General features: G+C 62.2%; 31 protein-coding genes and 2 pseudogenes. 14 read left to right on the top strand and 19 right to left on the bottom strand.

Going from position 1 to position 26247, the window contains the following annotated elements; all coding sequences use genetic code 11:
- Positions 1 to 52 precede the first annotated feature (52 nt).
- Entirely contained in the window at positions 53 to 202 is a 150-nt protein-coding gene (locus AC0L3L_RS10820) for a hypothetical protein (RefSeq protein WP_473487388.1), read from the bottom strand.
- A gap of 143 nt (positions 203 to 345) precedes the next feature.
- Between AC0L3L_RS10820 and dusA the strand changes: the two genes are divergently transcribed.
- Complete coding sequence (gene dusA / locus AC0L3L_RS10815; RefSeq protein ID WP_473637540.1) at positions 346 to 1341, top strand: tRNA dihydrouridine(20/20a) synthase DusA; 996 nt, start codon at positions 346 to 348, stop codon at positions 1339 to 1341.
- 97 nt (positions 1342 to 1438) lie between these two features.
- Here the strand turns inward: dusA and AC0L3L_RS10810 are convergent, their stop codons facing one another.
- Positions 1439 to 2374 carry an AraC family transcriptional regulator gene (locus AC0L3L_RS10810; RefSeq protein WP_473637539.1) on the bottom strand — a complete coding sequence of 312 codons (936 nt, stop codon included), beginning with the start codon at positions 2372 to 2374 and terminating at the stop codon, positions 1439 to 1441.
- 205 nt (positions 2375 to 2579) lie between these two features.
- Here AC0L3L_RS10810 and AC0L3L_RS10805 point away from each other — a divergent pair, with 205 nt between their 5' ends.
- Together AC0L3L_RS10805 and AC0L3L_RS10800 are read left to right on the top strand one after the other, a co-directional pair.
- Complete coding sequence (locus AC0L3L_RS10805) at positions 2580 to 2828, top strand: hypothetical protein (RefSeq protein ID WP_473637538.1); 249 nt, start codon at positions 2580 to 2582, stop codon at positions 2826 to 2828.
- A 34-nt stretch (positions 2829 to 2862) separates the two neighbouring features.
- On the top strand, positions 2863 to 3606 hold the full coding sequence (locus tag AC0L3L_RS10800) for an SDR family oxidoreductase (protein ID WP_473637537.1): 744 nt from the start codon (positions 2863 to 2865) through the stop codon (positions 3604 to 3606).
- A gap of 24 nt (positions 3607 to 3630) precedes the next feature.
- Here the strand turns inward: AC0L3L_RS10800 and AC0L3L_RS10795 are convergent, their stop codons facing one another.
- A complete protein-coding gene (locus tag AC0L3L_RS10795) occupies positions 3631 to 4335 on the bottom strand; it encodes a TIGR02281 family clan AA aspartic protease (RefSeq protein ID WP_473637536.1) in 705 nt (234 codons plus the stop codon).
- Positions 4336 to 4342: 7 nt separating this feature from the next.
- Entirely contained in the window at positions 4343 to 4576 is a 234-nt protein-coding gene (locus AC0L3L_RS10790; RefSeq protein WP_473637535.1) for a DUF1289 domain-containing protein, read from the bottom strand.
- A gap of 184 nt (positions 4577 to 4760) precedes the next feature.
- Here AC0L3L_RS10790 and AC0L3L_RS10785 point away from each other — a divergent pair, with 184 nt between their 5' ends.
- Positions 4761 to 5756: a nicotinate-nucleotide--dimethylbenzimidazole phosphoribosyltransferase gene (locus tag AC0L3L_RS10785; protein WP_473637534.1), complete on the top strand. Its 996-nt coding sequence runs from the start codon at positions 4761 to 4763 to the stop codon at positions 5754 to 5756.
- Between the two features lie 105 nt (positions 5757 to 5861).
- On the opposite strand, the gene AC0L3L_RS10780 is transcribed toward AC0L3L_RS10785, so the two are convergent.
- Positions 5862 to 7382 carry a sensor histidine kinase gene (locus tag AC0L3L_RS10780; protein WP_473637533.1) on the bottom strand — a complete coding sequence of 507 codons (1521 nt, stop codon included), beginning with the start codon at positions 7380 to 7382 and terminating at the stop codon, positions 5862 to 5864.
- A gap of 75 nt (positions 7383 to 7457) precedes the next feature.
- Here AC0L3L_RS10780 and AC0L3L_RS10775 point away from each other — a divergent pair, with 75 nt between their 5' ends.
- The 4 genes and pseudogenes from AC0L3L_RS10775 (at position 7458) to AC0L3L_RS10760 (ending at position 10089) form a co-directional block, all read left to right on the top strand.
- Entirely contained in the window at positions 7458 to 8081 is a 624-nt protein-coding gene (locus AC0L3L_RS10775; protein WP_473637532.1) for a thermonuclease family protein, read from the top strand.
- A 148-nt stretch (positions 8082 to 8229) separates the two neighbouring features.
- A pseudogene (locus AC0L3L_RS10770) lies at positions 8230 to 8843 on the top strand (glutathione S-transferase).
- A 16-nt stretch (positions 8844 to 8859) separates the two neighbouring features.
- On the top strand, positions 8860 to 9477 hold the full coding sequence (locus tag AC0L3L_RS10765; protein ID WP_473637531.1) for a uracil-DNA glycosylase family protein: 618 nt from the start codon (positions 8860 to 8862) through the stop codon (positions 9475 to 9477).
- 120 nt (positions 9478 to 9597) lie between these two features.
- On the top strand, positions 9598 to 10089 hold the full coding sequence (locus AC0L3L_RS10760; RefSeq protein WP_006333679.1) for an Lrp/AsnC family transcriptional regulator: 492 nt from the start codon (positions 9598 to 9600) through the stop codon (positions 10087 to 10089).
- Between the two features lie 11 nt (positions 10090 to 10100).
- Here the strand turns inward: AC0L3L_RS10760 and AC0L3L_RS10755 are convergent, their stop codons facing one another.
- The 11 genes from AC0L3L_RS10755 to moaA all read right to left on the bottom strand — a co-directional run bounded on the left by AC0L3L_RS10755 (position 10101) and on the right by moaA (position 18799).
- Entirely contained in the window at positions 10101 to 10670 is a 570-nt protein-coding gene (locus tag AC0L3L_RS10755) for a DUF3299 domain-containing protein (protein ID WP_473637530.1), read from the bottom strand.
- Between the two features lie 47 nt (positions 10671 to 10717).
- Positions 10718 to 11161: a GNAT family N-acetyltransferase gene (locus AC0L3L_RS10750; protein WP_473637647.1), complete on the bottom strand. Its 444-nt coding sequence runs from the start codon at positions 11159 to 11161 to the stop codon at positions 10718 to 10720.
- A 97-nt stretch (positions 11162 to 11258) separates the two neighbouring features.
- Positions 11259 to 11960: a DNA alkylation repair protein gene (locus tag AC0L3L_RS10745; RefSeq protein WP_473637529.1), complete on the bottom strand. Its 702-nt coding sequence runs from the start codon at positions 11958 to 11960 to the stop codon at positions 11259 to 11261.
- An 8-nt stretch (positions 11961 to 11968) separates the two neighbouring features.
- Complete coding sequence (locus tag AC0L3L_RS10740) at positions 11969 to 12838, bottom strand: NAD(P)-dependent oxidoreductase (RefSeq protein WP_473637528.1); 870 nt, start codon at positions 12836 to 12838, stop codon at positions 11969 to 11971.
- 63 nt (positions 12839 to 12901) lie between these two features.
- Entirely contained in the window at positions 12902 to 13735 is an 834-nt protein-coding gene (locus AC0L3L_RS10735; RefSeq protein WP_473487373.1) for an ABC transporter permease, read from the bottom strand.
- Positions 13732 to 14445, bottom strand: coding sequence for an ABC transporter permease (locus AC0L3L_RS10730; protein WP_473487372.1), 714 nt, complete (start codon positions 14443 to 14445; stop codon positions 13732 to 13734). Before AC0L3L_RS10730 ends, AC0L3L_RS10735 begins: the two co-directional genes overlap by 4 nt.
- Positions 14446 to 14557: 112 nt before the next feature.
- Positions 14558 to 15340: an ABC transporter substrate-binding protein gene (locus AC0L3L_RS10725; protein ID WP_192359880.1), complete on the bottom strand. Its 783-nt coding sequence runs from the start codon at positions 15338 to 15340 to the stop codon at positions 14558 to 14560.
- Positions 15341 to 15554: 214 nt separating this feature from the next.
- Positions 15555 to 16064: a molybdopterin-guanine dinucleotide biosynthesis protein B gene (gene mobB / locus AC0L3L_RS10720; protein ID WP_473487371.1), complete on the bottom strand. Its 510-nt coding sequence runs from the start codon at positions 16062 to 16064 to the stop codon at positions 15555 to 15557.
- Positions 16061 to 16693: a molybdenum cofactor guanylyltransferase MobA gene (gene mobA, locus AC0L3L_RS10715; protein ID WP_473637527.1), complete on the bottom strand. Its 633-nt coding sequence runs from the start codon at positions 16691 to 16693 to the stop codon at positions 16061 to 16063. The genes mobB and mobA overlap by 4 nt, the downstream gene beginning before the upstream one ends.
- A 40-nt stretch (positions 16694 to 16733) precedes the next feature.
- On the bottom strand, positions 16734 to 17654 hold the full coding sequence (locus tag AC0L3L_RS10710; RefSeq protein WP_473637526.1) for a DMT family transporter: 921 nt from the start codon (positions 17652 to 17654) through the stop codon (positions 16734 to 16736).
- Positions 17655 to 17803: 149 nt separating this feature from the next.
- Positions 17804 to 18799, bottom strand: coding sequence for a GTP 3',8-cyclase MoaA (gene moaA / locus AC0L3L_RS10705; RefSeq protein ID WP_473637525.1), 996 nt, complete (start codon positions 18797 to 18799; stop codon positions 17804 to 17806).
- Positions 18800 to 18998: 199 nt separating this feature from the next.
- On the opposite strand from moaA, the gene AC0L3L_RS10700 reads away from it, so the two are divergent.
- Positions 18999 to 19352 (top strand): gamma-butyrobetaine hydroxylase family protein, encoded by a 354-nt coding sequence (locus AC0L3L_RS10700; protein ID WP_473526692.1) that lies wholly within the window; start codon positions 18999 to 19001, stop codon positions 19350 to 19352.
- On the opposite strand, the gene AC0L3L_RS10695 is transcribed toward AC0L3L_RS10700, so the two are convergent.
- Complete coding sequence (locus AC0L3L_RS10695) at positions 19335 to 19799, bottom strand: nuclear transport factor 2 family protein (RefSeq protein WP_473637524.1); 465 nt, start codon at positions 19797 to 19799, stop codon at positions 19335 to 19337. The genes AC0L3L_RS10700 and AC0L3L_RS10695 overlap by 18 nt on opposite strands.
- A 170-nt stretch (positions 19800 to 19969) precedes the next feature.
- Here AC0L3L_RS10695 and AC0L3L_RS10690 point away from each other — a divergent pair, with 170 nt between their 5' ends.
- On the top strand, positions 19970 to 20581 hold the full coding sequence (locus AC0L3L_RS10690; protein WP_473637523.1) for a pyridoxamine 5'-phosphate oxidase family protein: 612 nt from the start codon (positions 19970 to 19972) through the stop codon (positions 20579 to 20581).
- Positions 20582 to 20586: 5 nt separating this feature from the next.
- Here AC0L3L_RS10690 and AC0L3L_RS10685 read toward each other — a convergent pair whose 3' ends face one another.
- Positions 20587 to 21039 (bottom strand): MarR family winged helix-turn-helix transcriptional regulator, encoded by a 453-nt coding sequence (locus AC0L3L_RS10685; RefSeq protein ID WP_473487366.1) that lies wholly within the window; start codon positions 21037 to 21039, stop codon positions 20587 to 20589.
- 47 nt (positions 21040 to 21086) lie between these two features.
- On the opposite strand from AC0L3L_RS10685, the gene AC0L3L_RS10680 reads away from it, so the two are divergent.
- Entirely contained in the window at positions 21087 to 21998 is a 912-nt protein-coding gene (locus AC0L3L_RS10680) for an alpha/beta hydrolase (RefSeq protein ID WP_473526689.1), read from the top strand.
- A gap of 60 nt (positions 21999 to 22058) precedes the next feature.
- Here AC0L3L_RS10680 and AC0L3L_RS10675 read toward each other — a convergent pair.
- Positions 22059 to 22193: pseudogene (locus AC0L3L_RS10675) on the bottom strand (TetR/AcrR family transcriptional regulator); the annotation flags it as partial.
- Between the two features lie 415 nt (positions 22194 to 22608).
- On the opposite strand from AC0L3L_RS10675, the gene AC0L3L_RS10670 reads away from it, so the two are divergent.
- The 3 genes from AC0L3L_RS10670 to AC0L3L_RS10660 are packed head-to-tail and all read left to right on the top strand — an operon-like array spanning position 22609 to position 26173.
- Positions 22609 to 23607: a LacI family DNA-binding transcriptional regulator gene (locus AC0L3L_RS10670; protein ID WP_473637522.1), complete on the top strand. Its 999-nt coding sequence runs from the start codon at positions 22609 to 22611 to the stop codon at positions 23605 to 23607.
- Positions 23604 to 25121, top strand: a complete 1518-nt coding sequence (locus tag AC0L3L_RS10665; RefSeq protein ID WP_473637521.1) for a sugar ABC transporter ATP-binding protein — start codon at positions 23604 to 23606, stop codon at positions 25119 to 25121. Before AC0L3L_RS10670 ends, AC0L3L_RS10665 begins: the two co-directional genes overlap by 4 nt.
- Positions 25121 to 26173 (top strand): ABC transporter permease, encoded by a 1053-nt coding sequence (locus AC0L3L_RS10660; protein WP_473637520.1) that lies wholly within the window; start codon positions 25121 to 25123, stop codon positions 26171 to 26173. The genes AC0L3L_RS10665 and AC0L3L_RS10660 overlap by 1 nt, the downstream gene beginning before the upstream one ends.
- The last annotated feature ends 74 nt before the right edge of the window (positions 26174 to 26247 follow it).

Here is a 26247-nt window from a genome sequence, read left to right as displayed (position 1 = left end):
TAGCTCCGTTCCCACGCCGTGAGGTGCGGCCCTTGCCATGGGCCTGCAACAATCAGTCGTCCTGCGCGGCGGAAACCGCAGGAAATGCGGCAGTGGCGCAGACGCCGCAGTACGCCTCGGCGATTTGCCAGGTTAAATCCCCTTGATAGCGGGCCGCGTGGTCAGCTTTCGGATGACTGGCCTTCATCGCTTTCGTGCACATTCAGGTGACCAATCCGGGCTCAAGCGCTGCTTCTCAGAAGCTTCCGTCGCTGTTAAGCGTGTTTTTGGATATGATATGGGAACTTCTTTATCCGTCGGTCCAATGGGGCATTGGACGGATTGAGAGCGAAAAAGTGGAATGAAATGAATTACTTAAGCATGCGGTTTGCCATTGCACCTATGATGGATTGGACGGACCGGCATTGCCGGTTCCTCCATCGCCAGTTGACGCGCCGGGCATTGCTCTACACCGAGATGGTCGTCGCCGACGCGGTCATCCACGGCGAGCGCGAGCGCTTGCTCGGCTTCGATGGTACGGAACATCCGGTCGCGTTGCAGCTCGGCGGCTCCGATCCGCAGAAGCTTGCCGAGGCGGCCCGCATCGGCGAAGCCTTCGGCTATGACGAGATCAACCTCAATGTCGGCTGCCCGTCCGACCGCGTCCAGTCGGGTACGTTCGGCGCCTGCCTGATGAAAGCACCGGTTCTGGTCGCCGATTGCGTCGCGGCGATGAAGGCTTCTGTCGGCATCCCCGTCACCGTCAAATGCCGCATCGGCGTCGACGAGCAGGATCCTGAGCCGGCGCTCGATGCACTGGCGGACGGGGTTTTCGCGGCCGGCGCAGACGCGCTGTGGGTGCATGCCCGCAAGGCGTGGCTGGAAGGGCTGAGCCCTAGGGAAAACCGCGACATCCCGCCGCTCGACTACAACAGGGTGTATCAGCTGAAGGCCAAAAATCCAAACAAATTCATCGGCATCAACGGCGGCATTCAATCCCTTGAAGAGGCGCTCGATCACATTGATCATGTCGACGGCGCCATGCTCGGCCGCGCCGCCTATCATACGCCGGGCATTCTGGCAGGCGTCGACGCGGCGTTTTACGGCGACAAACCCAACGCGTTCGACGTTGCCGCGCTGATCGATGCCATGGCGGATTATGCGGCACGCCACATCGAGCGGGGCGGGCGGCTTGGCCATGTCACCCGTCACATGGTCGGCCTGTTCCACGGCCTGCCCGGTGCGCGCCGCTACCGGCAGATCCTTTCGACCGATGCGACAAGGGCCGGCGCCGGACCGGATGTGCTGAAGGCGGCTTTCGCTGCAGTCGATTTTAGCGGGACGGACGCCGAAGCAGCCTGACTGTCCAATCGCGCAAGATCATGCGGTCGCTTGCGTGTCTTCCGCGGTCTGTTCAGCAACCAGAGGACCGTCGATAGCTCGGGCAAACCTGGTCAAGCTAAGCAGCGCTCGCCCGCTCGGCGTCCTGCATTTCTTCTTTGATCGCGTGCGACATGGATCGAGTGCGCAGAGCATCGCGCTTCGGCGGCGCCTGGAATGTGCGGCGATATTCGTGCGTGAATTGCGAGATGCTCTCGTAGCCCACCTCGAACCCAGCGCTGGTTGCCGAAAAGCCTTCATCGAGCATGAGGCGGCGTGCTTCGATTAGGCGAAGCCGCTTCTGGTATTGTCCCGGCGTCAGCGATGTCATGTGCTTGAAGTGCTTGTGGAAGGCCGTGAGGCTCATCGCAGCTGCCGCCGCCAAGCGCTCGACGGGAATACGCGATCGATACTCGGTTCTAAGAATCGCGATGGCCGCAGCGAGACGGCTTGCGTGGCTGTCCGGATCCGCAAGCGACCGCAGAGCCGCGCCATGCTGACCGGAGAGGAGCCAATAATGCAGCTCGTGCATAATTCCGGGGCGCAGGAGCGACGTAGCATCCGGTCGGTCCAGCAAGCGCATCAGCCGCACTGCGCAATCCAGAATTGCGGCATTGGTGTCTTCCGCGAACAAGGTGCGTGTCTCTGACGGGCGCTGCGCACGCACGCTGCCCAACTGCGCCGCGAGCTCGCGCAGGAGCGTCATCTCGAGTTCGACTGCGACGGCCAGGTAGGGCTCGCGCCGGCTTGCCTGCACGATCCGTCCGACGACCGGCATGTCCGCGCTCACGATCACGGATTGCCCGGCGGAGAAAACTTGCTGCTCCCTGCCCACGGTCATGAGCTTGGCACCCTGCAGAACCAGACAAACCAGCGGCCGATAGACCGAATGCAAGTCGCCATGTGGTGACTCGACGCACATCATCCGCAGGCCCGGCACTGGCGTCAGCGCCAGGCCGTCCCGGTTTGCATGGCGGGCGGCATAGGTGTGAACGGCATGTTTGAGGACGTCCATGCAATGTCTCCTGCAGCGGCGCGATGTTGGCAATCCTAGCATACGGGCGGACAAACATCACGTGGGCTGCAGGATCGAGCAAGTTTTGCGCATGCGTTGGCAAGCCGTCGACCGCATCGCCTGTAGGAAATGTTCCAACCGAACACGCCCCTCGACAAGGAAGGGAATTCATATGTCTGGACAGAGCGAAATACCGAGACGCGCCGTGCTGGCGAATGTCGCCATGGCTCTTCGCAGGCGCATGATCTCCGTGACCGCGATGGCGCCGGGCGTCGTCAACACCACCCTGTTCACTGACAGGAAGACGCCGGAGCAGATCGCCGGCTTCGCCGCGCACGCCACATCAGCGCATCGGCGAGTCTTCCGACATTGCCGACGCAATCGCGGCCCTCTGCAGCGGGGACGGTGCCTTGATCACGGGCAGACGGTATTCGCAAACGGCGGGATCGTTTGACCCCGATTGGCTGGAATAGATGGAGCACAGAACGATGAAAATGAACGGAAATACGATCCTCATCACCGGCGGCGGATCCGGGATCGGGCGGGAACTGGCGCTACGCTTCAATGCGCTTGGAAACACTGTGATCGTCGCGGGACGGCGCAAGGAGGCGCTCGAGCAGACGATCGCCGGGCGTGAAGGCATGTACGCGATGGTCGGCGATGTCGAAGATCCGGAAGCAATTATGGCATTTACCAAGCACGTAGTCGCCGAGCACCCGGCGCTCAACGTGCTCATCAACAATGCCGGCATCATGCGCCGCGAGGATCTCACCAGGGCCCGCGATCTGCGTGACGCGGAGGATACGATCGTCACCAACCTGTTCGGGCCGATCCGCCTCACCAACGCGCTGATCGACCATCTGGCGGTTCGGCAAAATGCCGTGATCGTCAATGTCTCGTCAGGCCTGGCCTTCGTGCCGCTGAGTGGCACGCCGACCTACAATGCCAGCAAGGCGGCGATCCATTCCTATACGGTATCGTTGCGCCAGCAACTCAGGGGCAGGGTCGAAGTGATCGAGCTTGCGCCGCCCGCGGTTCGCACCGAACTCACTCCCGGCCAGTCAATGCGCGACGAGTATATGCCGCTCAATGCGTTCATCGACGAGACGATGGCGTTGCTTAGCCGGGAGCCGACGCCCAAGGAGATCCTGGTGGAGCGCGTGGGCTTCCTGCGCTGGGCGGAGCGGGACGGCCGGTTTGATCAAGCGATCGAGATGCTCAATGCTCACTGAGCGGCGCCGAAGCAGCCTGGCTGTTCAATCGCGCAAGATCATGCGGTCGCCGCGCACGTCGAAACCGGACAATGAGCCAATGAAATTCATGCCGAGCAGGCTTTGGCCGAGCATGCCGGGCGCGGCGATCATGACCGGCATGTCCTTGCGTACGATCCCGCCGATCGCCAATTCGTCGGTTCTCACGGCGGCGGCGCGTGCCATGCCGTTGGCGGTGGAAACCGGTATGGTGAAATTGAGAGCGGCTGGATTGAACCCGGCCGCTTGCGCGTCCTGCGCGGTCAGCACGGTGCTGGTTGCGCCGGTATCGACTACGGCCCGGACCGGCGTGCCGTTGATCATGATGCGCGCTTCGAAATGGCCATTGCCGGCCTTGTCCAGGGTCACCGTGGCATGGCCGTCCTCAAGGCCCAACGCCAGTGGACTGCCGGGAACAAGGCCGGCCGTCACCCGGCTGGCGAAATCCTGCAATTCATAACGGTACTGGTAGCCGGCGATCAGTGCGAGCACGATGACGGCCCAAGTGCCCAGGTTGCGGGCCATCGCGCCCAAGGGTCTGCCTGATCTGAGCAGGCCGGCGCCGATGAGCGCGACCAGGGCGCCAAGCCAGATCAGCCGGCTGAAATCGTAATTCTCGACGCCGAATGTGCTGCCGGCGGAATCGTTAAGCATGAGCAGGACAACGCCTAGCCCGATCAGGATCATCAAAACCCAGAAAAACCGGTTCATATGTGGCTCACGAGAGAGCGTCGCGTTCGCGCGCGAGGCGGGTGCGGCGGGTTTCGCGGCGCGGTCTGCGCTCAACCGTTTCCAGCCGGGCCGGCAGCTCGGCCATGACGCTGCGGCGGACTTCAGGGGTCATCTCGATCCAGGCGCCGATTTCCTCGCGCGTACGGCCGCAACCGAAGCAGAAGCCGGTTTTCATATCGATCGAACAGACCAGGACGCATGGGGATTCGATGGCCGTCATTTTTATTCTCTCAGGGTTTCCGTCAGGAATCCCTCGTCTCGCCTCCACATGGTGTAACGGCAAGGCCAATGCAAGTCCTCCGGAATGCGCCGCCAGCCGCCGCTTTCGCGTCAATGCAGGCAGTTGTGCCGGCCGAGCAAGGCGGCTATGCCGCTCACCAACTCTGGGAACCATCATCGACGACATGACCAGCGCGCTGCCCTTCGACGATTTTCGTAATCTTCTGGCGACCCTGCCGCGAGCCGACACGGCAGCCGAAGCCCGCGTCCGTGCGCTGTTTGCCAAGGCCGACAAACCCAAGGGTTCGCTCGGCCGCATCGAGGACATCGCGGCTTGGCTGGCCGCCTGGAGTGGCCGCGCGCCGCCGGCAGTGAACCGGCCTCTGGTGGCGATCTTCGCCGGCAATCACGGCGTCGCTCGCCAGGGCATTTCGCCACGGCCTGTCGCCGCCACGGCGAACGCCGTCGAGCTTTGCGCGGCCGGGGGTGCGGCGATCAACCAGATCTGCATCGCCAATAATCTCGGGCTGAAAGTGTTCGATCTTGCGCTGCACATTCCAACCGCCGACATCACCGAGGATGCGGCACTCGACGAGCGCGGCTGTGCCGCCACCATGGCCTTCGGTATGGAGGCGATCGCCGGCGGCGCCGATCTGCTTTGCCTTGGCGACCTCGGCGTCGGCAATTCCACCGTCGCAGCGGCCTTGTTTGCCGCACTGTTCGGCGGCAGTGGCGCAGATTGGGTCGGATCCGGATCGGGCGCCGATGCATCGATGCGGGTGCGCAAGGCGGAAGTGGTCGATGCCGCGCTAGCCTTCCACGGCACAGGTCTCAGGGACCCGCTGGAAGCGTTGCGCCGGGTTGGCGGCCGTGAGTTCGCAGCGATTGCCGGCGCCATCCTCGCCGCCCGGACGCAGAAGATCCCCGTCCTGCTCGATGGTTTGGTGGCGACGGCCGCTGCGGCGGCGCTGCATGCCGCCGAACCCACTGCGCTCGACCATTGCCTGCTTGCCAGCCTGTCGCCAGAGCCTGCACATGCTCGGGCCGCCGAGCGGCTCGGCTTGCGGCCGCTGCTTGATCTCGGCGTGAGCCACGGCGAGGGGGCAGGGGCGGCACTTGCCGCGGGCCTGGTCAAAGCCGCTGCGCTCACCAGCTCGGGCATGGCGGCGGCGGTTCGCTAAAGCGCGTCGCCTTTGACCGGCCTCATGCGACGCGCTTTAGGTTGTTTTTACGCATGTCGTTATCGCAAAACCGCTGCACACTTTTGCGCGACATGCACTAAGCGTCTATCGCCGGCGCGCAGCAACGGCTTTGGTCGGCAGCGCCGGCAATTCCTCCATAACCCGGCTCAACGGGAAGATGGCGATTGCCTCGGTGCCTTCGCGCAGTTTGGAATGGAGCTCGAACTCGCCGCCATGCATGGCGAGCAGGCTCTGGACGATCGGCAGGCCAAGCCCGGTGCCTTGTTCGGCGCTCTTGATGGCGATCGAGCCCTGGCCGAAGGCGGACAGCACGACCGGAATCTCGTCTTCCGGTATGCCAGGCCCGTTGTCCTTGACGGAGAGGTATTGGCCGCCGCCCGCCGTCCAGCCGACGCGCACGCGGATCTCGCCGCCAGTTCCGGTGAACTTGATGGCGTTCGACAAAAGATTGAGCGCGATCTGTCGCACCGCGCGTTCGTCGGCGAACAGGCGCGGCAAGGCGTTTTCGAAATCCTGGACGATCCGGATATCCTTGTTGCGCGCCTTCAGCTCCATCATGTGACAGCAATCCTCGACGACGGACAGCAGCATCATCGGCTCTTCGTTGAGCTGATAGCGGCCAGCTTCGATGCGCGACAGGTCGAGGATTTCGTTGATCAGGTCGAGCAGATGCTGGCCAGAATCGTGGACGTCACGAGCATAGTCGCGATAGGTCGGGTTGCTCATCGGGCCGAGCACCTCGTTCGCCATCACCTCGGAGAAACCGAGAATGGCGTTGAGTGGCGTCCGCAACTCGTGGCTCATCGAGGCCAAAAACCGCGACTTTGCCAGATTGGCGTCCTCCGCCCGCCGCCGCGCTTCGTCCGACATCGATTTCGCGGTGTCCAATTCGGCGATCAGCGCATCCTTTTCGGAGCGGAACGAGAGCAACATCAAGGACGAGCGGTTGAGCTGGCGCGCCACATAGGCGAAGAAGGGCAGCGAGACGATCAGCAACCCGGCCATGATCAGTTCGACCGGCATCCACTGCCTGGCGCCGGCATAGGCATAGGCGGCCACCGGAACGGCGAAGGTCGCCAGCAACGCACCGCGCAGCGATGACGCCGTAATCGCGGTCGCCGCCATGGCAAGCAGCAGCACCACCGCCTTGGTCAGCTGAAACTGATCGACCTGGCAAGCATCGCAACCGAGCCAGGCGAACCAGGCCCAGCCCAGGCCGCAAAGGAAATGGCCGATCAGGAATTCACCGTGCGTTTGCAGCGGGTTGAGTTCGGCAGCTTCCGTTCGGTCGACGCGCCTCGCCATGAACACGACGATCGTGTAGCAGATGAGTGTAAAAAGGGCCCAGACGCCAATTTCCTGACCGACGCCAGCAAACAGACCGGTCGCGGCGGTCGCCAGGACGAGAAGCGGAACTATGATCGCGCCGCCTATCATCGCACCGGCGTGGAGTTTCAACAGCTCGCGGTCGAAATCAGGATTTCCGGCCTGCTGCGAAAGACGGTCGCGCGTCTTGCGCACCGCGCGCGCCACATCGCTGTTGCGATGGGGTTTCCGGCGGTCCACAATAAACTTGTCCGCTGTGGTCGAGCGTTGCGAGGGCATGGAGACTTCAATTTATGCGGGCAGCGGTTTCAAATTGTTAAGCTACGTTCGAATGATTAACCAACGGTTTGCCATATGAGCCGTTCGTGGTCGCGGCGGCCGCGACAGCGATATATGCCGCCGCGGCCGCGAAGCATTTGGCGCCGGCTGGTGGACTACGCACTGACAGTCGTCGTCCTCGGTCTGCTGATCCTTCTGGCGGCGCGCCTTGACCGGATCGAGACGCGCAAGACGGAGGGTGCTGCCGTCGTCAATGACGGCGATACGATCACGCTCGGTATCGAGCGCATCCGTATGCGCGGCATTGACGCGCCCGAATATTCGCAGGTCTGCCGCAAGGGCGGCGCCGGCTATCCCTGCGGCAAGCTGGCGCGGCAGTCGCTGGTGCGTCTGATATCAGGCAAACCCGTCTCCTGCACCGGCTGGCAGCGCGATCGCTACGGCCGGCTGCTCGGCGACTGCAACGCCGGCGGCAAGAATCTCAACCGCGCCCAGGTCGAGGCCGGCTGGGCAGTTGCCTATGGCGATTTCGAAACCGAAGAAGCCGCTGCCCGCTCCGGCAAGGCCGGCATCTGGGCCGGCACTTTCGACGAGCCGCACGATTGGCGCGAGAGCCACGATCACGAAGTGACCGAAAGGAAGCACGGCACTTTGGCTTCGATTGGCGATGCCTTGCGAGAAATTTTTCGCTTCCGGTGATGGTCAACCCTATAGTTTGTTGCAACAGACCTGATCAGAGCGACGTGCGTCCATTAGGACGCACAAGGCATGCGCTGGAATTCTTGATTCGCATCGTGCTTTCCGGAAATCGATTCCGGTTTTGGGCCGATCCGATAGGAGGAATGAAATGAAACTCTTCGACGGCGGCCGGGCGCCCAATCCACGGCGGGTTCGCGTCTTCCTTGCCGAAAAAAGGGGCTTGAGGTTCCTCTGGTGCCCGTCGACATGGGCGCGCTGGAGCACAGAAAGCAGCCGGTCAGTTCGCGCAACCCGCTGCAGCGCCTGCCGGTGCTCGAACTCGACGACGGCACCGTCATCACCGAATCCGTCGCCATCTGCCGCTATTTTGAGGAACTGCATCCGGAACCGGCTTTGTTCGGCCGCGGCGCGCTCGGCAAAGCGCTGGTCGAGATGTGGCAAAGACGCATGGAGCTCAACTTGCTCAGTTGCGTCACTGCCGCGTTCCGGCACATCCATCCGGCGATGAAGGAATGGGAGAGTCCACAAATCCCCGAATGGGGCGAGGCCAACAAGCCGAAAGTCGTCGGATTCCTGAAACTCCTCGACGACGAGTTGGCGAACCGGGAGTTCGTCGCCGGCGACGCCTATTCGATCGCCGACATCACCGGGCTGATTGCCATCGACTTCATGAAGCCGGCGCGTATCAAGGTGCCGGAAGACTGTGCCAACGTGCTGCGCTGGCATCAGGCGATCTCCAGCCGGCCGAGCGCTGCCGCCTGAGAATGAGTTCCCGAGAATGAGCGAAGAGCTGGAAAACTTCGCGGCGAGGGTACGCGCCTGCCGTATCTGCGTCGAAAACCCGATCGGCCGCCCGTTGCCGCACGAGCCGCGCCCGGTGCTCAGGCCGTCGTCGAGCGCCCGCATACTGATTGCCAGCCAGGCGCCGGGCACCAAGGTGCATATGTCAGGCATGCCGTTTACCGACGCCTCCGGCGATCGGTTGCGGAACTGGCTGGGCGTCAGCAGCGAAGAATTCTACGACACGACAAAATTCGCCATCGTGCCGATGGGCTTTTGCTTTCCCGGCCAGGATGCCAAGGGCGGCGACCTGCCGCCGCGCCGCGAATGTGCACCGGCCTGGCGTGCGCCGCTGATGGCGCTGATGCCGCATATCGACCTGGTGCTGACGATCGGCAGCTATGCACAATCCTGGCACATGGGCGCCGCGCGCCGGTCCTCGCTGACGGAGACCGTGAAGGATTGGCGCACCATCTGGGATGTGCCCAGCAACCCGAAGGTGCTGCCGCTACCGCATCCGTCGTGGCGCAACACCGGCTGGTCGAAGCGCAATCCGTGGTTTGAAATGGATTTGCTGCCGTTTCTGAGATCGGAAATCCGCTATCGCCTCGGCTGAAGCGTAAGCAAGAAATCACTCGCTTTTGCGCCATCTGGCAGAATTTCTTTCTTGTGAATGGCCTAAATAAGAAGGACTATAGCCAATCTATTCCTAGTCTATCCCCGTGGGAGCACCGAAATGGACCGCCTTGACAGAAAAATCCTCCGCCTCTTGCAGGAGGACGCGACGCTTGCGGTCGCCGATGTCGCCAAGAAAGTCGGACTGTCGACCACGCCCTGCTGGCGCCGCATCCAAAAGCTCGAGGAGGAAGGCGTGATCAAGCGGCGCGTCGCCATCCTCGATCATGAAAAGGTCAATGTGCGCGTCACTGTGTTCGTGTCGATCCGCACCAATTCGCACAGCCATGAGTGGCTGCGGCGCTTTTCGGAGGTCATCCAGGAATTTCCGGAAGTGGTCGAGTTCTACCGCATGAGCGGTGACGTCGACTATCTCCTGCGCGTGGTAGTGCCCGATATCGCTGCTTACGACGCCTTCTACAAGCGGCTGATCGCCAAGATAGAGATCCGCGACGTCTCGTCGTCGTTTGCCATGGAGCAGATCAAGTACACCACCGAAATGCCGCTGGACTACATGGTTCTGGACAAGGAATCGGGCGCCAACGCTGCCTGAGGATTTTTTTATTAGTTCTTCTTTTTGTTGAGGAAAGTCCAGGGCGAGTTTGCCGGCAGCGTGATCGTGTCCGGCACGAGATCGACATCCGCCACCTCCGCCTTGCGTACGGTGTAACCCGACTGGATCACGCTGACACCGTCGAGGATGAAAAGCTGACTTTTCTCCATGCCCGGCTCCAGGGCGCCGGTCACAGATACCGGCTGATAGGCTTCGGACATCCTGTAGGGGCGGGCGGGCGTGACAAGGACGATCTGGTTGGGCGGCGGCGTCGGCATGTGGCTGCACGCACCTGTCCACGGCACCAGCAGGAACTGGTAGACGAGATCGCCGTCGCGATCGAGCGGCAGCGCATACCCGGCCAGTTGGACGGTCTTGTCCTGCAAATTGAGAGACAGCGTCTCGCCACGATCAGACATTTTTGCCGCAATCATCGGCAATCCGACACTTTCGGCAGCGGGCTGGGTTGCCGGGCGCAGGTCCTTCCAGAATATGCGCGCGGTTTCGGCGGAAGCGCTGCCCGCCATTATGGAAATCAGCACGGCCGCCAGCGCCGCTGTCGATTTGAGACGATTGCTCATCGTGTGCTCTCCGTTTGACAGGAGTAAAGCTGCCGTCGCCGACAGCGTCAACGTTCGAGCCGCATCACATGCCGGCGAGAACCGGCCATGCCGATCTCGTGGAATCCGCGGGCCACGAACATGTCTCGAAAGCCCATGAAACGGTAACTCGGCGATGCCTGGTCGACCGGATAGGCCTCGATCGTCCTGGCCCCTCGGGCGAAGGCGTGATCGATGGCCGCGTCGAGCAGTGCGCTTGCCAGCCCGCGGCTGCGCAATGCGCTCGGCACATAGAAGCAGACGATCGACCATACGCCCGCCTCCCTGTCGTCCTGCTCCCGCGACAGCTTGCGATATGTCTCGCGTGGCGCCACGGAGCACCAGCCTACCATCTTGCCTTCGGCATGAGCGACAATGCCGACCGGCGTGCCGGCTTCGATGAGTGCCATCATGGCCCGTCTCCTCTCATCGTTGGACGCATGTTCGCGGTTTTCGAGGTGGCGCCAGGCCATGCACCAGCAGTATTTTGGTGCGCCAGGCTGCTCGAACAGGTTCTCGAAATCGGCGCGCGTGGGTCGCGTCACCTCAGTAAAGCGGATTTGCCTCCGGTCAGCCTTTCCTGGCGAGCCGCTCGAGCGTTTTGGCATCGGAAAGCTCCCTTGCAGCGTCCTTGCCGATCCAGCGCGCCGTCTTGTCGGTCGATCCGGCCAGCTTCTGTGCCAGGGCAAGGGCAGCGCCGTGCAATTTCATCGATCGCTTGCCGATAGAGCGAAGCGCCCAGTTCACCGCCTTCTTCACAAAGTTACGGCCATCGCCGGCGTGCGCTTCGATGATCGACAGGAAGTCGAGGAAGGTCGCCTCTGGCTCCTTCTTCCGGTGGACGACCGACCAGGCCATCATGGCAAAAGCCGTTCGTCGAACGAACTCCCGTTCGTCGGCCGCGAACTCTTCTATCAGTTCCTTCCAGCAATCCGTATCGACAAAGAGATCGGAGACGCCGTCGACGATATCCCACGAGTCGAAAGTCGCCGCCCATCGTCTTGCATCCGCGGCAGAAAACCGCTTCGGATCGGCTGTGACGGAAGCGATGAACTGCGCTTCCATGATGCCCGACTCCCACAGTTCGAAGGCACGCTCATGGTTGCGCTTGATTTTCTTGGCAATCTGCCGCTGCACGCCATGCGAGATTCCGAGCGCACGTTCGATCTTGATGCCGTAGCGCAGCATGCCAAGGCGGTTCTCTTGCGAGCCGATCGAGCGCAGATGGGCGACAATCTCCTCGGCGCTGGATTGAGGCGAAAGCTCGGCCACGACAAAACCTACTTTTCCAATCGCGCCAGCAGCGAGGACGTGTCCCAGCGTTTGCCGCCCATCCCCTGCACATCCTTGTAGAACTGGTCGACAAGCGCCGTCACCGGCAGCTTGGCGCCATTGCGATCGGCCTCCGCCAGGCAGATGCCGAGATCCTTGCGCATCCAGTCGACGGCGAAGCCGAAATCATATTTGCCGGCATCCATCGTCTTGTGGCGGTTCTCCATCTGCCATGAGCCGGCCGCTCCCTTGGAGATCACCTCGATGACTTTCTCGATGTCGAGCCCGGCCTTCTTGCCGAAATGGATGCCCTCGGCCAGTCCTTGGACAAGACCGGCGATGCAGATCTGGTTGATCATCTTGGTGAGCTGGCCCGAGCCGGCCGGACCCATCAGCCCGACCATGCGGGCATAAGCATCGATGACGGGCTTTGCTTTGTCGAAGGCTTTCTGTTCGCCGCCGACCATGACGGTCAGCACGCCGTTTTCGGCGCCTGCCTGACCGCCGGAGACCGGTGCGTCGAGGAACGAGAAACCGCGCACTTGCGCCTTTTCAGCCAGTTCGCGCGCGACTTCAGCCGAGGCCGTGGTGTTGTCGATGAAGATGGCTCCTTTCTTCATCGACTGGAACGCACCCTCGGCTCCAATCGTCACCGCGCGCAGGTCGTCATCATTGCCAACACAGGAAAAGACAAAGTCCTTGCCGTCGGCCGCCTCAGCCGGCGTGTTGGCAACACTGCCGCCATGCTGGGCAACCCATTGCTCGGCCTTTGCCTTGGTGCGGTTATAGACGGTGACGTCGTGGCCGCCCTTGTTACTGAGATGTCCGGCCATTGGATAGCCCATGACGCCAAGACCGAGAAATGCCACCGATGCCATGTTTGCGAATCCCTTAGAAGCCTGTTTCCGGCCTTCTTAGCGGATCAGGCAAAGCTATGGGAGTCAGCGGTGCAGATGTATGGTAATGCGCCGTTCTATCCACTCGACCGCGTGGCGGAGCATCTCGACAATGATCAGATAGATGATCGCCGCCCAGATATAGGACTGGAAGTCGAAAGTGCGCGAATAGGTGAGCTTCGTAATGCCCATCAGATCATAGACGGTGATGAGGGCCACGATGGCGGAGCCTTTGATCATCAGGATTATCTCGTTGCCATAGGGACGCAGCGCCACGATCAGCGCCTGTGGCAGGATGATCTTGCGCAGTGTTTGCAGTTTGTGCAGGCCAAGCGAGGCAGCGCCTTCCCACTGACCTCTGGGGACGCTCTCGATAGCGCCGCGCAGGATCTCAGCCTGATAGGCCGCTGTATTGAGGGTGAACGAGAAAATGGCGCAGTACCAGGCTTCACGAAAAAAGCCCCACAGGCCGACAGCTTCAAGTGCCGGTCGAAACGAACCCACTCCATAGTAGATAAGAAAGACTTGTGTCAAAAGCGGAGTGCCGCGAAAGAAGTAGACATAAGCGTAGGCAACGCTGGACAGGATCCGGTTCCTGGACATCCGCGCGTAGGCGACAGGAACTGAAAGGACGGCTCCCAACACGATCGACACGGCGACAAGCGTGAGCGTCACGCCAAGGCCAGAGATGTAGCCCGGAGCGTATTTTTGGAAGAGTTCAGAATTCCACGCCTCGACCAAGTATACAATCATGCCGATGCCGAGCACGATCCAGAGACCGACCAACGCATATCCCAATACACGTTGCCGGGACCAGCCGCGCGGGATTGCTGGCGGTTTTTCGACCTTGGTCGCCACGTCGGCTGCTGCCGCACTCATCGTTGCACCTGTTGTCGGCCAACCCTGCGTTCAATGGCATTGATGCCGAAGGACGAGATGACGGCGAGGAGCAGATAGATAAGAGCAGCGACCCCAAAAAACAGGAATGCATGCTTGGTGACGCGAGCGGCGACGCCTGCCTGCCGCAATATGTCGGCAAGACCGATGGCGGATACCAGCGCTGTATCCTTGAGCAGGATAAGCCACAGATTGGCAAGACCCGGCAGGGCAATACGGATAAGCTGCGGCAGCACCACCAGTCGCATCGTCTGCCCGCCTGACAGGCCAACCGAATAGCCGCCCTCATACTGTCCCTTCGGAATGGCGCGGAACGCGGAGAGGAAGACCTCGCTGGCATAGGACGAGAAGACGACGCCGAGCGCGATCATGCCGGAAACAAATGCGTTCACTTCGACCGCAGCGGTCGGGTCATATAGGCGCATCAATTGCTGGATGCCGATTTGCGCGCCGTAAAAGATCATGAACAGGGTCAGCAGCTCGGGCAATCCACGAAAGATCGTGGTGTAGATATTGCCGGCCAGCCGCAGTGACGGTTCGTCAGATTGCTTGGCCAGTGCAACCAGGAAGCCGATCATCAGACCGACAGGCAGGGTCGCGGCTGCAAGCGAAACGGTGATGAAAACACCATAGGCGATGTCGTCGAGCCAGCCTTCGGGTCCCCAACTGAGCAGCGTCCAAACGCTTTGCATCCGCCTGCCTGTTCTCCTCTATGGCTTTTTTTGAGAGCGGCGCGTCACCCCTCCCGCGCCGCTCCTTGCAAACGGCGGGGATGTCCCGCCGTTCGCTGTCAATCCGGAAGGATTAGGACTCGCCGCCGTAGACGTCGTACTTGAAGTACTTGTCGTTGATTTCCTTGTACTTTCCGTTGGCGCGGATGGCGTCGATCGCCTTATTGAACTGATTGACCAACTCGGTCTCGCCCTTGCGTACGGCGATACCGGCGCCCGGACCATGGATCTCGATGTCGGGCGTGATCGCACCGATCAGCTTGCAGCAGGCGCCGTCCGGCGTGGCAAGCCAGCCTTCGAGAACAGTGATATCGTCGTTGACCGCATCAACGCGGCCATTGGCGAGATCGAGCTGATATTCCTGCGCGGTCGGGTACGGCTTGATTGTACTGTCGGTATAAGCCTTGGTTGAATAGTTGAAGTGGGTGGTGGACGCCTGCACGCCGATCGTCTTGCCGGCGAGATCTTCCTTGGTCACGCCCTTGATGTCGCTGTCCTTGGGCGCGGCGATCGCCGGCGGCGTGTTGTAGTATTTGTTGGTGAAGTCGACCTTCTCGGCACGCTCCGGCGTGATCGACATCGAGGCGACGATGGCGTCGAACTTGCCGGCCTGAAGCGCCGGGATGATGCCGTCCCAATCCTGCGCGACGAAAGTGCACTTCACCTTCATCTCGTCGCAAAGCGCCTTGGCGATATCGATGTCGAAGCCCACGAGCTGGCCATCGGCAGTCAGGTTGTTGAACGGCGGATAGGCTCCCTCCGTGCCGATCCTCAAAGTTTTCTCCTGAGCTTGGGCAACGCCCAATGTCAGCAGCGCGGCCGAAGCGGCGAGCGCTATACGCAGTGCAGTACGCATGATGGTCCTCTCTGTATGTTCCCGGCCGTCGTTCCAAACGGCTCTGTGGGCGGTTCTTTTGACCGCCCGCTGGCGCGATACTCCCATTCTTTCCCAAGAAAAAGCAACTGTAAAACCGTTGCTTGCGGGGTTTCGCATTCCCAGACAATGCTGACGTTGGGGCAGGCATACCAACGAGGAAATAGGGGGCGGCCGAATGTCCGTCGGCAGTGGCTCAGCGCGTCAAACCTGTCGTGCGCTCGATGAAGTCGGCTATCGATTTCGTGTCGTCGAGATCGAAGACAGGCAGGCTTTGGCCCGCTATGGCGAAGTCGGCGGCGATGGCGACGATATGCGGATCAGTTGCCGAAAGCGGTGCCCGGTCCTTAGCCTCCAGCCGCCGCGTCTCGATCTTGTTGTGCACTTCGCGCTTGTAGCCTTCGACCAGCACGATGTCGGAGGTGCCGAGCCGCGACAGGATCGCGTCCAGCGTCGGCTCGTCCTCGTCGCGCAATTCGTGCATCAGCGCCCAGCGCCTGTCCGACACGATGGCGACTTCCGTGGCTCCGGCCTGTCGGTGGCGAAAGCTGTCCGCTCCCGGCTTGTCGATGTCGAAATCATGATGGGCGTGTTTCACCGTCGACACCTTCCAGCCACGCCGAACGAGTTCGGCGACCAGCTTTTCGGTCAGTGTCGTCTTGCCGGAATTCTTCCAGCCGGTGACACCGAAGACGCGTCTCATCATGGCTCCATCCTCTGCAACAGACGTTCGGCCCGAACAAGGTCATCTGACGTATTGATGTTGAAGAAAGGGTCGTGCAGATGGCCTCCCGAAGTCAGCATCGGGAATTCCACATCGACAAATTCATGCCGGTCGATGAAAGCGGAAACCCGCCTGATGTCCTCGTCGACCAGAAAACGCCGCAGAGCCTCACGGAGCTCCAACGGCCAGAGCGCGAATGTCGGATGCCGTTTGCCGCCGGAACAGGCGACGGCGATAGTGCCGGGACGTTCGTCGACCGCCGCGGCCAGCCGTTCAACCAGATTTTCGGGCAGGAACGGTGTATCGCCCGCGGCCGTGACAAGGGCCTCGCAAGTCGTGTTCGCGGCAGCCCACTCGAGGCCGGTCAGGATCCCGGCGAGCGGTCCGGCAAAACCTTTTACCGTATCGGCAACCACCGGAAGCCCAACCCCGGCAAACCGTGCCGGGTCGCCATTGGCGCTGAGCACCAGCGGACCGACCTGCGGAGCAAAGCGCGCAACGATATGGTCCAGCAGGCTGCCGCGGCCAAGCGCAAGCAGGCCCTTGTCGCCGCCGCCCATTCGCCGCGACTGGCCACCGGCCAGAATGACGCCGGCAATCTCTTTAGTCATCGTCTATCGTCCATGCGGTCACTCGCCGCGAACGGCAAGCCTATATGCCGTCCGGCGCCATATCAGGTCCAGCGCTTTCGGCGGCTGTCTTTCGCCGGCCGACGATCCGTTCGCGGTAAAGTGCGTAGAGGCCGGAGCCGACGATAACGATGGCGCCGAGGATCATCGGCAGGTCGGGGACGTCGCCGAAGATGAACAGGCCAAGCAGGATCGACCAGAGCAGGGCTGTGTAGCGGAACGGCGCGATGAACGAGATGTCGCCCACCCGCATCGCCATGATGATGAACTGGTAACCGATGACCACGAGCACTGCCGCCAATGCCAGGAACGCCGTGCTTTCACCCGTCATCGGTGCCCACCCGCCCATTGGTAAAAGCAGCGTCGCCCCGAGCATTGTCATGGCGAGTGCCGTGGTGGTCGATACCAGCAATGTCGGAATGGCTTGCGGTATCCGCTTGGTGGCCAGGTCACGCACCGCACAACAGCCGACGCAGGCCAGCGCCAGCAGCGAATAGATGCTGAACCCCTCGAAGCCGGGCCGCACGATGATCAGCACGCCGGCAAAGCCGATGGCGATTGCCAGCCAGCGCCGCCAGCCGACGCCTTCATTGAACACAAGTGCTGCGCCCATCGTCACTGCCAGCGGCAGCGCCTGCAGCACGGCCGAGACATTGGCAATCGGCAGATGGGCAAGGGCAACGAGGAACGACACGGTAGCACCGGCTTCGCCGGCGACGCGCACCGCAACCATCGGTTGCAGCATCGAGCCGGGCAGGGCAAGCGCACCGCGTTGCCAGGCAAGCAGGCCCACGAACAGCGAGGCGAAGGCGCCGCGGATCAGCATGACCTGCGCCATGTTCATGGATTCCGACGAGACTTTGGTGATCGCATCGTTGAGGGTGAAACCAATCATGGCCACCACCATGAACAGCGCGCCGCGAAGATTTGGGGAAAGAAGCAAAGGCGTTACCGGTTGTGGCTTTGCATCAAGCCTGTAGCAGCCGGTCATAAGATAGCAACGTCAAAGGGTTGGGCCACAGCCTTTCGGCCGCCCCTTACATCCTTCTCGCAAGAGCGGCAGGATGTGTTTCGGCGTTGTGACCGAGAAGATCAGCCGCCGGTGACGCTCATGTGCCGCGACACCGAGGGACGGTTGGTACGGCGGTCGATGATGAAATCATGGCCCTTGGGCTTGCGGCCAATGGCTTCATCGATGGCGTCGGCGACCAGTTCATTGCCTTCGGATGCACGCAACGGCGTGCGCAGATCGGCGGCATCCTCCTGGCCGAGGCACATATAGAGCGTGCCGGTGCAGGTCAGCCGGACGCGGTTGCAGCTTTCGCAGAAATTATGCGTCATCGGCGTGATGAAGCCGAGCCTGCCACCAGTCTCGGCGACGTGGACGTAGCGGGCCGGACCACCGGTCTTGTAGGGGATATCGGTCAGCGTAAACTGCCGCTCAAGTGCTGCGCGCAGCAGCGACAGCGGCAGATACTGGTCGGTACGGTCGGCGTCGATCTCGCCCATCGGCATGGTTTCGATGACCGTCAACTCCATGCCGCGGCCGTGCGCCCAGCGCAGCATCTCGGGCAGCTCGGCGTCGTTGAAATCCTTCAGCGCCACCGCATTGAGCTTCACCTTCAGCCCCGCTGCCTGCGCAGCGTCGATGCCGTCCATGACCTTGTCGAGATTGCCCCAGCGGGTGATCCGGCGGAATTTTTCCGGGTCCAGCGTGTCCAGTGAAACGTTGATGCGCTTGACCCCGCAATCGGCGAGCTCAGCGGCAAAGCGCGAAAGCTGCGAGCCGTTGGTGGTCAGCGTCAGTTCTTCCAGAGCGCCGCTCTCGAGATGACGCGAAATCTGACGCACCAGATGCATGATGTTCTTGCGCACCAGCGGCTCGCCGCCGGTAAGACGCAGTTTCCTGACGCCCTTTTCGATGAAAACCGTGCATAGCCGGTCGAGCTCTTCCAGCGACAGCAGATCCTTCTTGGGAAGGAACGCCATGTCCTCGGCCATGCAATAGGTACAGCGGAAGTCGCAGCGGTCGGTGACCGACACGCGCAGATAGCTGATCGTGCGACCAAAAGGATCGATCATGTCCATGCTGGTGCGTTTCCCGTGGCTGCGAACGGCTTCGTTATATATGGCTATGTGATACGATCCAACCTGCCATTCAAGATAAGAAGTTTCGATCCTAGGCAACATCGCGCCGCCGACAGATCGTGTCGGAAGTTTCGAAGCGGCCTTTTCCCGCTGCGCGAAGCGGCGTAGGGAAAGGATAGATGATGCGGAACTTATCACCATGACGGCGCCGAAGGAACTCAGGGTCTCGAAGGACCGCAGGCTGCTTACCGTGACATTCCCGGACCATCAGCCATTCGAACTGCCGGCGGAGCTGCTGCGGGTGGCCTCGCCATCGGCCGAAGTGCAGGGCCATTCGCCCGAACAGCGCGTGACCGTTCCCGGCAAGCGCAACGTTGCGATCCTGAATGTCGAACCGGTCGGCAACTATGCCGTCCGCATCACCTTCGACGATTTTCATGATACCGGCATCTTCACCTGGAATTACCTGCATACGCTGGGTCATGAGAAGGACGCACGCTGGGCCGCCTATCTCGCCGAGCTGGAAGAGAAGGGGCTAAGCCGCGATCGTTGAATGGTTTCCGCGGGACGCTCGGTCAACGCAGGATCGCCAGTATTTCGCTGGTGTCGTAATAAACGGCGTGCCTTCGATCAGCCGGTCATCCTTGAAGCGCAAGACTTCGGCAAATGGCTGTTTCATGGTTGCACCATTGGCCCGCGACGTCAGCGAAAGTGTGCAGCTCATGAATACCATGTCATCGTTTTGGGCGGCCTGAAGGTTCTCTACGGTCACGTCGCTCCAGATTTCCCGCATCTTGCGGAAAAGGGCGCCAACGCCGTCGAGGCCATTCCAGTCACCGGCATAGGGCAGGGACTGCGGCTCATGCACGACAACTTCCGCGTGAAATGCGCTGGCAAGCATATCGAGGCTCTCCGACCCTGATTGCAGGAAGCGCATTTCAGCCTCGAACATATTTTCAAGAAGTTCCATGGCGACGCGTCGTCCTTGAGGTTTATCCATTTTTGGTTCTCCGTGTTCGGCAGCACGATCAGTATCGTGCTATCAACGCGGCTTGCCCTTAATATTGCTGGTTCGACACCCGTTTCCAGACGGCCGAACTGACGTGCAGCAGGTGTCGTCAAAACGTCACGGATTTGGAGTAGCGCCGGCAAAGGTTCGGAGACGAAAACATGTCCGTCATTACCACGGTCGAACAGCTCGAAGCGCTCTATGGTCAGCCCGGCGAGACTTCGCTGGTCAAGGAACTCGACCATGTGATCCCCGAGTACGCCGCCTTCATCGAGGCCTCGCCTTTTGCCGCGCTCGCGACCAGCGGGCCGGAAGGGCTGGATTGCTCGCCGCGCGGCGATCTCGCCGGCTTCGTCCGCATCCACGATCCGAAAACCCTGATGATGCCGGACCGGCGCGGCAACAACCGTGCTGATTCGCTAAGAAACATCATTCGCGATCCGCGCGTCGGCCTGTTGTTCCTGGTCCCAGGCTGCGGCACGACGCTGCGCGTCAGCGGCCGCGCCCACATCACCACTGATGCCGCGCTGTGTGCCTCGTTCAGCGTCGACGGCCGACCGGCGCGTTCGGTCACGGTCATCGATGTCGATTCGGTCTATTTCCAGTGCGCCCGCGCCATTGTCCGGTCGGAATTGTGGAACCCGGCGAGGCATGTCGACCCGAAGTCGCTGCCGACACCCGGAAAAATCCTGGAAATCACCAGCCGGAATGCCATCGACGGCGAGGCTTACGACAGGGAATGGCCGGAGCGCGCGAAAAAGTCGATGTGGTGAGCGGGTCACGCTTCCTTGAGCACGTCGGCAATCTTGCGCATCTGCTCGCCGATCATGTCGCATTGCTCCGGCGTCGACTGGCTCATCGCTTTCTCGATCAGCGCCATATGGACCTTCAGCGCCTGCATCAGCAGTTCCGTGCCGGCTTCGGTCAAGGTCAGCCGCAGCACCCGCTTGTCTTTCCGATCGCCTTCGCGGCGCAGCAGGCCGCGTGTCTCGAGTTGCGGCAAAAGCATGGTGACGTTGGAGCGGCCCACCAGCAGCCGGCGGGCGAGATCGTGCTGCGACATGCCGGGATGGCGGTACAGGTTCATCAGCACGTCGAGTTGCGCCGGCTTCAGGTCCAGCGGCGCGAGCTTCACCGCCAGCGTGCGCTCCAGCACATGGCAGGCGCGCGCCACCGCGACCCAGTTGCGAAAACGCGGGTTGTCCCAGGGTAGCTCTTGTTTAATGTTCATGTTTGAACTATTATGTTCATGCTTGAACGAATGGATGGATCGCCACTATGGCATCATTTGGATTGAAGGTCATCCGGGGCGTGTTTGCTGCCGCCGAACACGTGGCTCCCCGCCTTACAGGGCGCTTGGCGTTCGAACTGTTCTGCCGCACGCCGAACGCCAAGGTTCTCAGCGGCGGCGAGCGACGCGCCGTCGACCGCGCCGCCGGCTTCATGGCCGAGGCGCGCCATCATCGGCTGAAGACCAAAAACGGCTGCGTCATGGTGCATGAATTCAGGCCAGAGCCGGGCAGGCGGGCCGCCGGCACGGTGCTCGTCATCCATGGCTGGCGTTCGCGCACCGAATATATGCGCGCGCTGATCGAAGCCTATCGTGACGCCGGTTACAAGGTTGTCTCGCTCGACCTGCCGGGCCACGGCCAATCGCAGGGCCGCCGGCTGACACTGGTCAGCGCTGTCGAAGCCGCACGGCTGACCGGCGAATGGTTCGGTCCGTTCGTGGCGGTCGTCGGCCATTCCTTCGGCGGTGCCGTCGCCGCCAATGCCGTTGTCGGTTCGGTCAAGAACATTCCGCCGCTGGCGGCCGAGCGGCTGGTGCTGATCGCGGCGCCGAGCTCCCTGCCGGCGATTTTCAATGATTTCAGCCGCATGCTCAGTGTCGGCCCACGCTCGCAGGCCGCTATGGCCGACCGGGTCGAACGCATCGCCGGCCGACCGCTGCACGAATTCACCGGCGACCGCCAACTTGCCAGCACGCCGGTGCCAACGCTGGTCATCCATGCGCCAGACGACCGCGAAGTGTCCGCCGACCATGCAAGGCTCTATGCCGGCGCCGGCGACCATATCAGGCTTTACTGGGCCGATGGGCTCGGCCATCGCCGCATTCTCGCCGATAGGGGCGTGGTCGAGCGCGCGATCGGTTTCGTTGCCGAACACCGGGAACCGTCGCTGCTGCATTGACCTGAACATCTTGCTTTTCCGGCCCAACCCGGAGTCCAGCCGCCATAGCGGTCGCGGTTGTCATGCCGCGTCCGTGCCGGCCATCACCTTCCACGCCGCCATGGCCCCAGACACCGTCGCCAGAAGGGCGGCGCGCGATGCGCCGTCGCGCGCCTGGATCGACATGCCGTGCTGCACAGTCGCATAAAAGGTCGCAGCCGTGTTCGGCGTCGTGACAGGCCGGCTCCTGGAGCGACTCGCTCCAGATTCGGCCCTGGATCATCACCAACCCGATCAGAGATCCGAATTGCTATGCCTGCATGGTTTCGTTGACTTCGGCTAAAAGCAGTCAACACGGTCATTCAATCAGTTGAATGACCGCTCCTGTCCGCAAAGCTGTCAGCCGTGATTGTCGGGTTTTTGACCTTATGCTGACCTTGATCGCCCCGACCGTCCAACTGGCAAAAACGGCTGCTGACCGAAGTTGTCCAGCATGCTGAAAAACCGCATCGAAACGATTGCGCAAACGTTTCGATGCGGTTATGGTCTCGCAAAATCCGCCAAATCAGAACAGAGCGGACGGGAAACGTAGATAGGGAGGAATGCTTGCGGGCACTCCGTTTGAGCAGCAATGCCGACAATGGCTGAAGTGGCGCGCCGCGCGGGTGTGTCGGTTTCGACCGTGTCGCATGTCGTCAACCGCACCCGTTTCGTATCGCCCGAGAAGGCGAAGCTCATCAATGATGCGATTTCGGCGATGGGCTATCTGCCCAATGAACTGGCGCGGTCGCTCAAGGTCTCGACGACTAACAGCGTCGGCCTGGCAATCTCGGCAATTTCCAATCCCTATTTCACCGACATCATCTGCGCGGTCGAGGCCGAATGCGCGCGTCTTGGCCTCATGGTTTTCCTGTCCGACACCCAGGACGACCCCGATCGCGAGCTTTCGGTGGTTCAAGCCTTCCATCAGCGGCGGGTCGACGGCGTCATCCTGGCGCCATCGGGCGCGCCGCAGCGGGCGATCGACTATCTGGCCGAGAAGAAGCTGCCTTGCGTCTTGATCGACCGCTTCGCCGACGAGCGCTTCGACCAGATCGGCGTCGAGAACCATTCGGCGATGCGGGCGCTTATCGATCACGTCGCCTCCTTCGGCCACAAGCGCATCGGCTTCGTCGCCGGCCAGCCGGGGCTGGCGACGACCCGCGAGCGCATTGAGGCATTCCGGTCGGCCATGGCCGCTAACGGACTTGACTGCCTGCCGCGCTATTTGTCTGCCGGGAACGTCGACACTGCGGCCGCGACGGCATCGACCCACGCCATACTCTCGTTGCCTTCGCCGCCCACGGCCTTGGTAACCGGCAACAACATGACGACGATCGGAGCAGTCCGCGCGATCCGCGAAATTGGCCTGGCGATACCGGGCGATCTCTCACTCGCCGGCTTCGACGACTTCGAATGGGCTGACTGTTTCGAGCCTCGGCTGACGCTGGTGGCCCAGCCTTGCGCCGAGATCGGCCGGCAGGCGGCCGCCTTGCTCAGCGCTCGTATTGCATCTACCGCCGCCGAGCCACGCGCCGTGCGGCTCCACGCCACGCTCCATGCCCGCGCATCTTGCGGGAGCCCAAGATGAGCGCGCCGCTTCTGTCGGTCACCGGCGCAGTCAAGCGTTTCGGCGGCGTCCAGGCGCTGCGTGGCGTCGACTTCGACCTCAAGGCAGGCGAAATCCACGCCCTTCTCGGTGAGAACGGCGCCGGCAAGTCGACATTGATGAACCTGTTGTCGGGCGTCTACGCGGCGGACGAAGGCACGATAGAGATCGACGGCAAGCCGGTGCGCTTCAGCAATCCGCGCGAAGCGCAGGCGGCCGGCATTGCGACCATCTTCCAGGAGCTCGATCTCGTCCCGACGCTCGATGTGGCGTCGAACCTCTTCCTCGGCCGCGAACTGATGCGCCCGGGCGGTTTCCTCGACGCGCCGGCGATGCGCCGCGAGGCCCGCAGGCGGCTGGAAGCGATCGAACTCGCCATCGACCCGGCACGACTGGTCGCCGATCTCTCGATCGGCCAGCGCCAGGTCGTGGCCATCGTCAAGGCGCTGTCCTACGCCTCGCGGATGCTGATCATGGATGAGCCGACAGCGGCCCTGACGGTGGGCGAGGTCGAAAGGCTGTTCGAGGTCATGCGCAAGCTCGCCACCAGCGGCGTCGGCATCGTCTATATCTCACATCGCCTGGAGGAAGTGACCGAGATCGCCGACCGGGTGACGGTGATGCGCGACGGGCGCGTCGCCGGCATCACCGAGCCGCACGCGCCGCAGGCCGAGCTGGTACGGCTGCTGGTCGGCCGGCCGCTGGACGAACTCTACCCCAAGCGCGCCAGGAGCGCCGGCAAGGCGCTGCTCAGCCTGCGCGACGCCAGCTTCCGGCTGGCGCGCGACAGTGCCGGCTGGCAGGCCCCGAAAGGGCTTTCGCTCGACGTGCATGAAGGCGAGATCGTCGGGCTGGCCGGCATCATGGGGGCCGGGCGGTCCGAGCTTCTCGGCGCGCTTTACGGCACCGGCCTCTCCGGCCACTGGGAGGGCGACGTCGCCATCGGCGGCCGTCCGGTGAAGCTCAATTCGATCAGGGCGGCGCGCGCGGCCGGCATCGCCTTCGTCACGGACGACCGTCGCGGCAGCGGCCTGATGCTGAGGATGGCGGTCGGCCTCAATCTGGTCATGTCGGTGATCCGCCGCATCTCGCCGGCCGGCCTGATGTCGCCGCGCCGGCAGGCCGACGCGGTGAGACAATCCTTCGGCCAGTTCGACATCAGGCCGAAGAATCCCGACATCGCCGTCGGCGCGCTTTCGGGTGGCAACCAGCAGAAGGTGGTGCTGGCCAAGGAAATCCTTAGCAATCCGCGTCTGCTGTTGCTCGACGAACCGACGCGCGGTGTCGATGTCGGCGCCAAGGGCGAGATCTATACGCGGCTGAGGCAACTGGCCGCCCAAGGCCTCGGCATTCTGGTCGCCTCCAGCGAAATGCCGGAGCTGATCGGCCTTTGCGACCGGATCGTGGTGCTGCGCCAGGGGCGCAATGTGGCGGAATTCATCGGCAGCGTCGACGAGCACACGGTGCTGGCCGCGGCAAACGGCAGGGAGGCCTGATGTCTGAAGAATCGACTTCGGTTGCAGGCCGACCGGTAGCGGCGGCAGCACTCGTGCATCGGGATCCGCTCGCTTTGATCGTGCGCTTCCAGAGCCTGATCGGCCTGGTGCTGGTGGCGATCGGCGGCATCATCTTCTCGCCGAGGCGCCATGGCGAGATCCTGTTCCTTGCGCCCGACAACATCGCCAACATCGTTCGCGCCGTGTCCGAGACCGGCATCATCGCCATCGGCATGACCTTCGTCATCATAACCGCGGGCATCGATCTTTCGGTCGGCGCCGTGCTTGGCCTTTCCAGCGTCGTCACCGCGACGATGATGATCTCCGGCGGCTTCGGGCTTATTCCCACCATCCTTGCCGTGCTGATGATGGGCACCGCCTTCGGCATGATCCAGGGCACCATCTCCAGCCGCTTCCGGCTGGAGCCGTTCATCGTCACGCTGGCCGGCCTGCAGGCGGCGCGCGGCCTGGCGCTGGTTGTTTCGGGCAATCAGTACATCAACATCTCCTATGGCGATGGGCCAGGTCTGGCGCCGCCGGTCTTCGCGGTGCTGGGCGAGCGTCTGTTCAACAACACCGTGCCGGTGGCCACCATCGTGTTCATCGCCTTCGCCGCGATCGCCACCGTGGTGCTGAATACCACGCGCTTCGGTCGATACGTCTTTGCCGTCGGCGGCAACGAGCGTGCCGCGCGCATTTCCGGCGTGCCGGTCTCGATGGTCAAGATATCAGTCTATGCCATCACCGGCTTTGCCTCCGCACTTGCTGGCATCGTCCATGCCGGCCAGTTCAACTTCGGCAGCGCCAATGACGGCATGGGCTATGAGCTGACGGCAATCGCAGCCGTGGTCATCGGCGGCACCAGCCTGTTCGGCGGCGCAGGCTCGATGGTCGGCACCGTGGCCGGCACCATCATGCTCGGCGCGCTGGCCAACATCCTTCAGCTCAACAACATCACGCCAGCCATGCAGTTGCTCGCGACCGCCGCGATCATCGTGCTGGCGGCAGTGCTTCAATCCCTCGTTCGCCGCCGCGAGGGTTTGGGCAGGTAGCAGCCAGGCGGCAGGCAAGTGGAAGGCGTTAGAAACCAAGGTCTGGCCGCTGCGGTCCGACGAGGAGGAGAGTG

It is taken from the genome of Mesorhizobium sp. WSM4849 (assembly GCF_055811385.1).
This window is presented reverse-complemented; position numbering and strand designations above follow the sequence as displayed.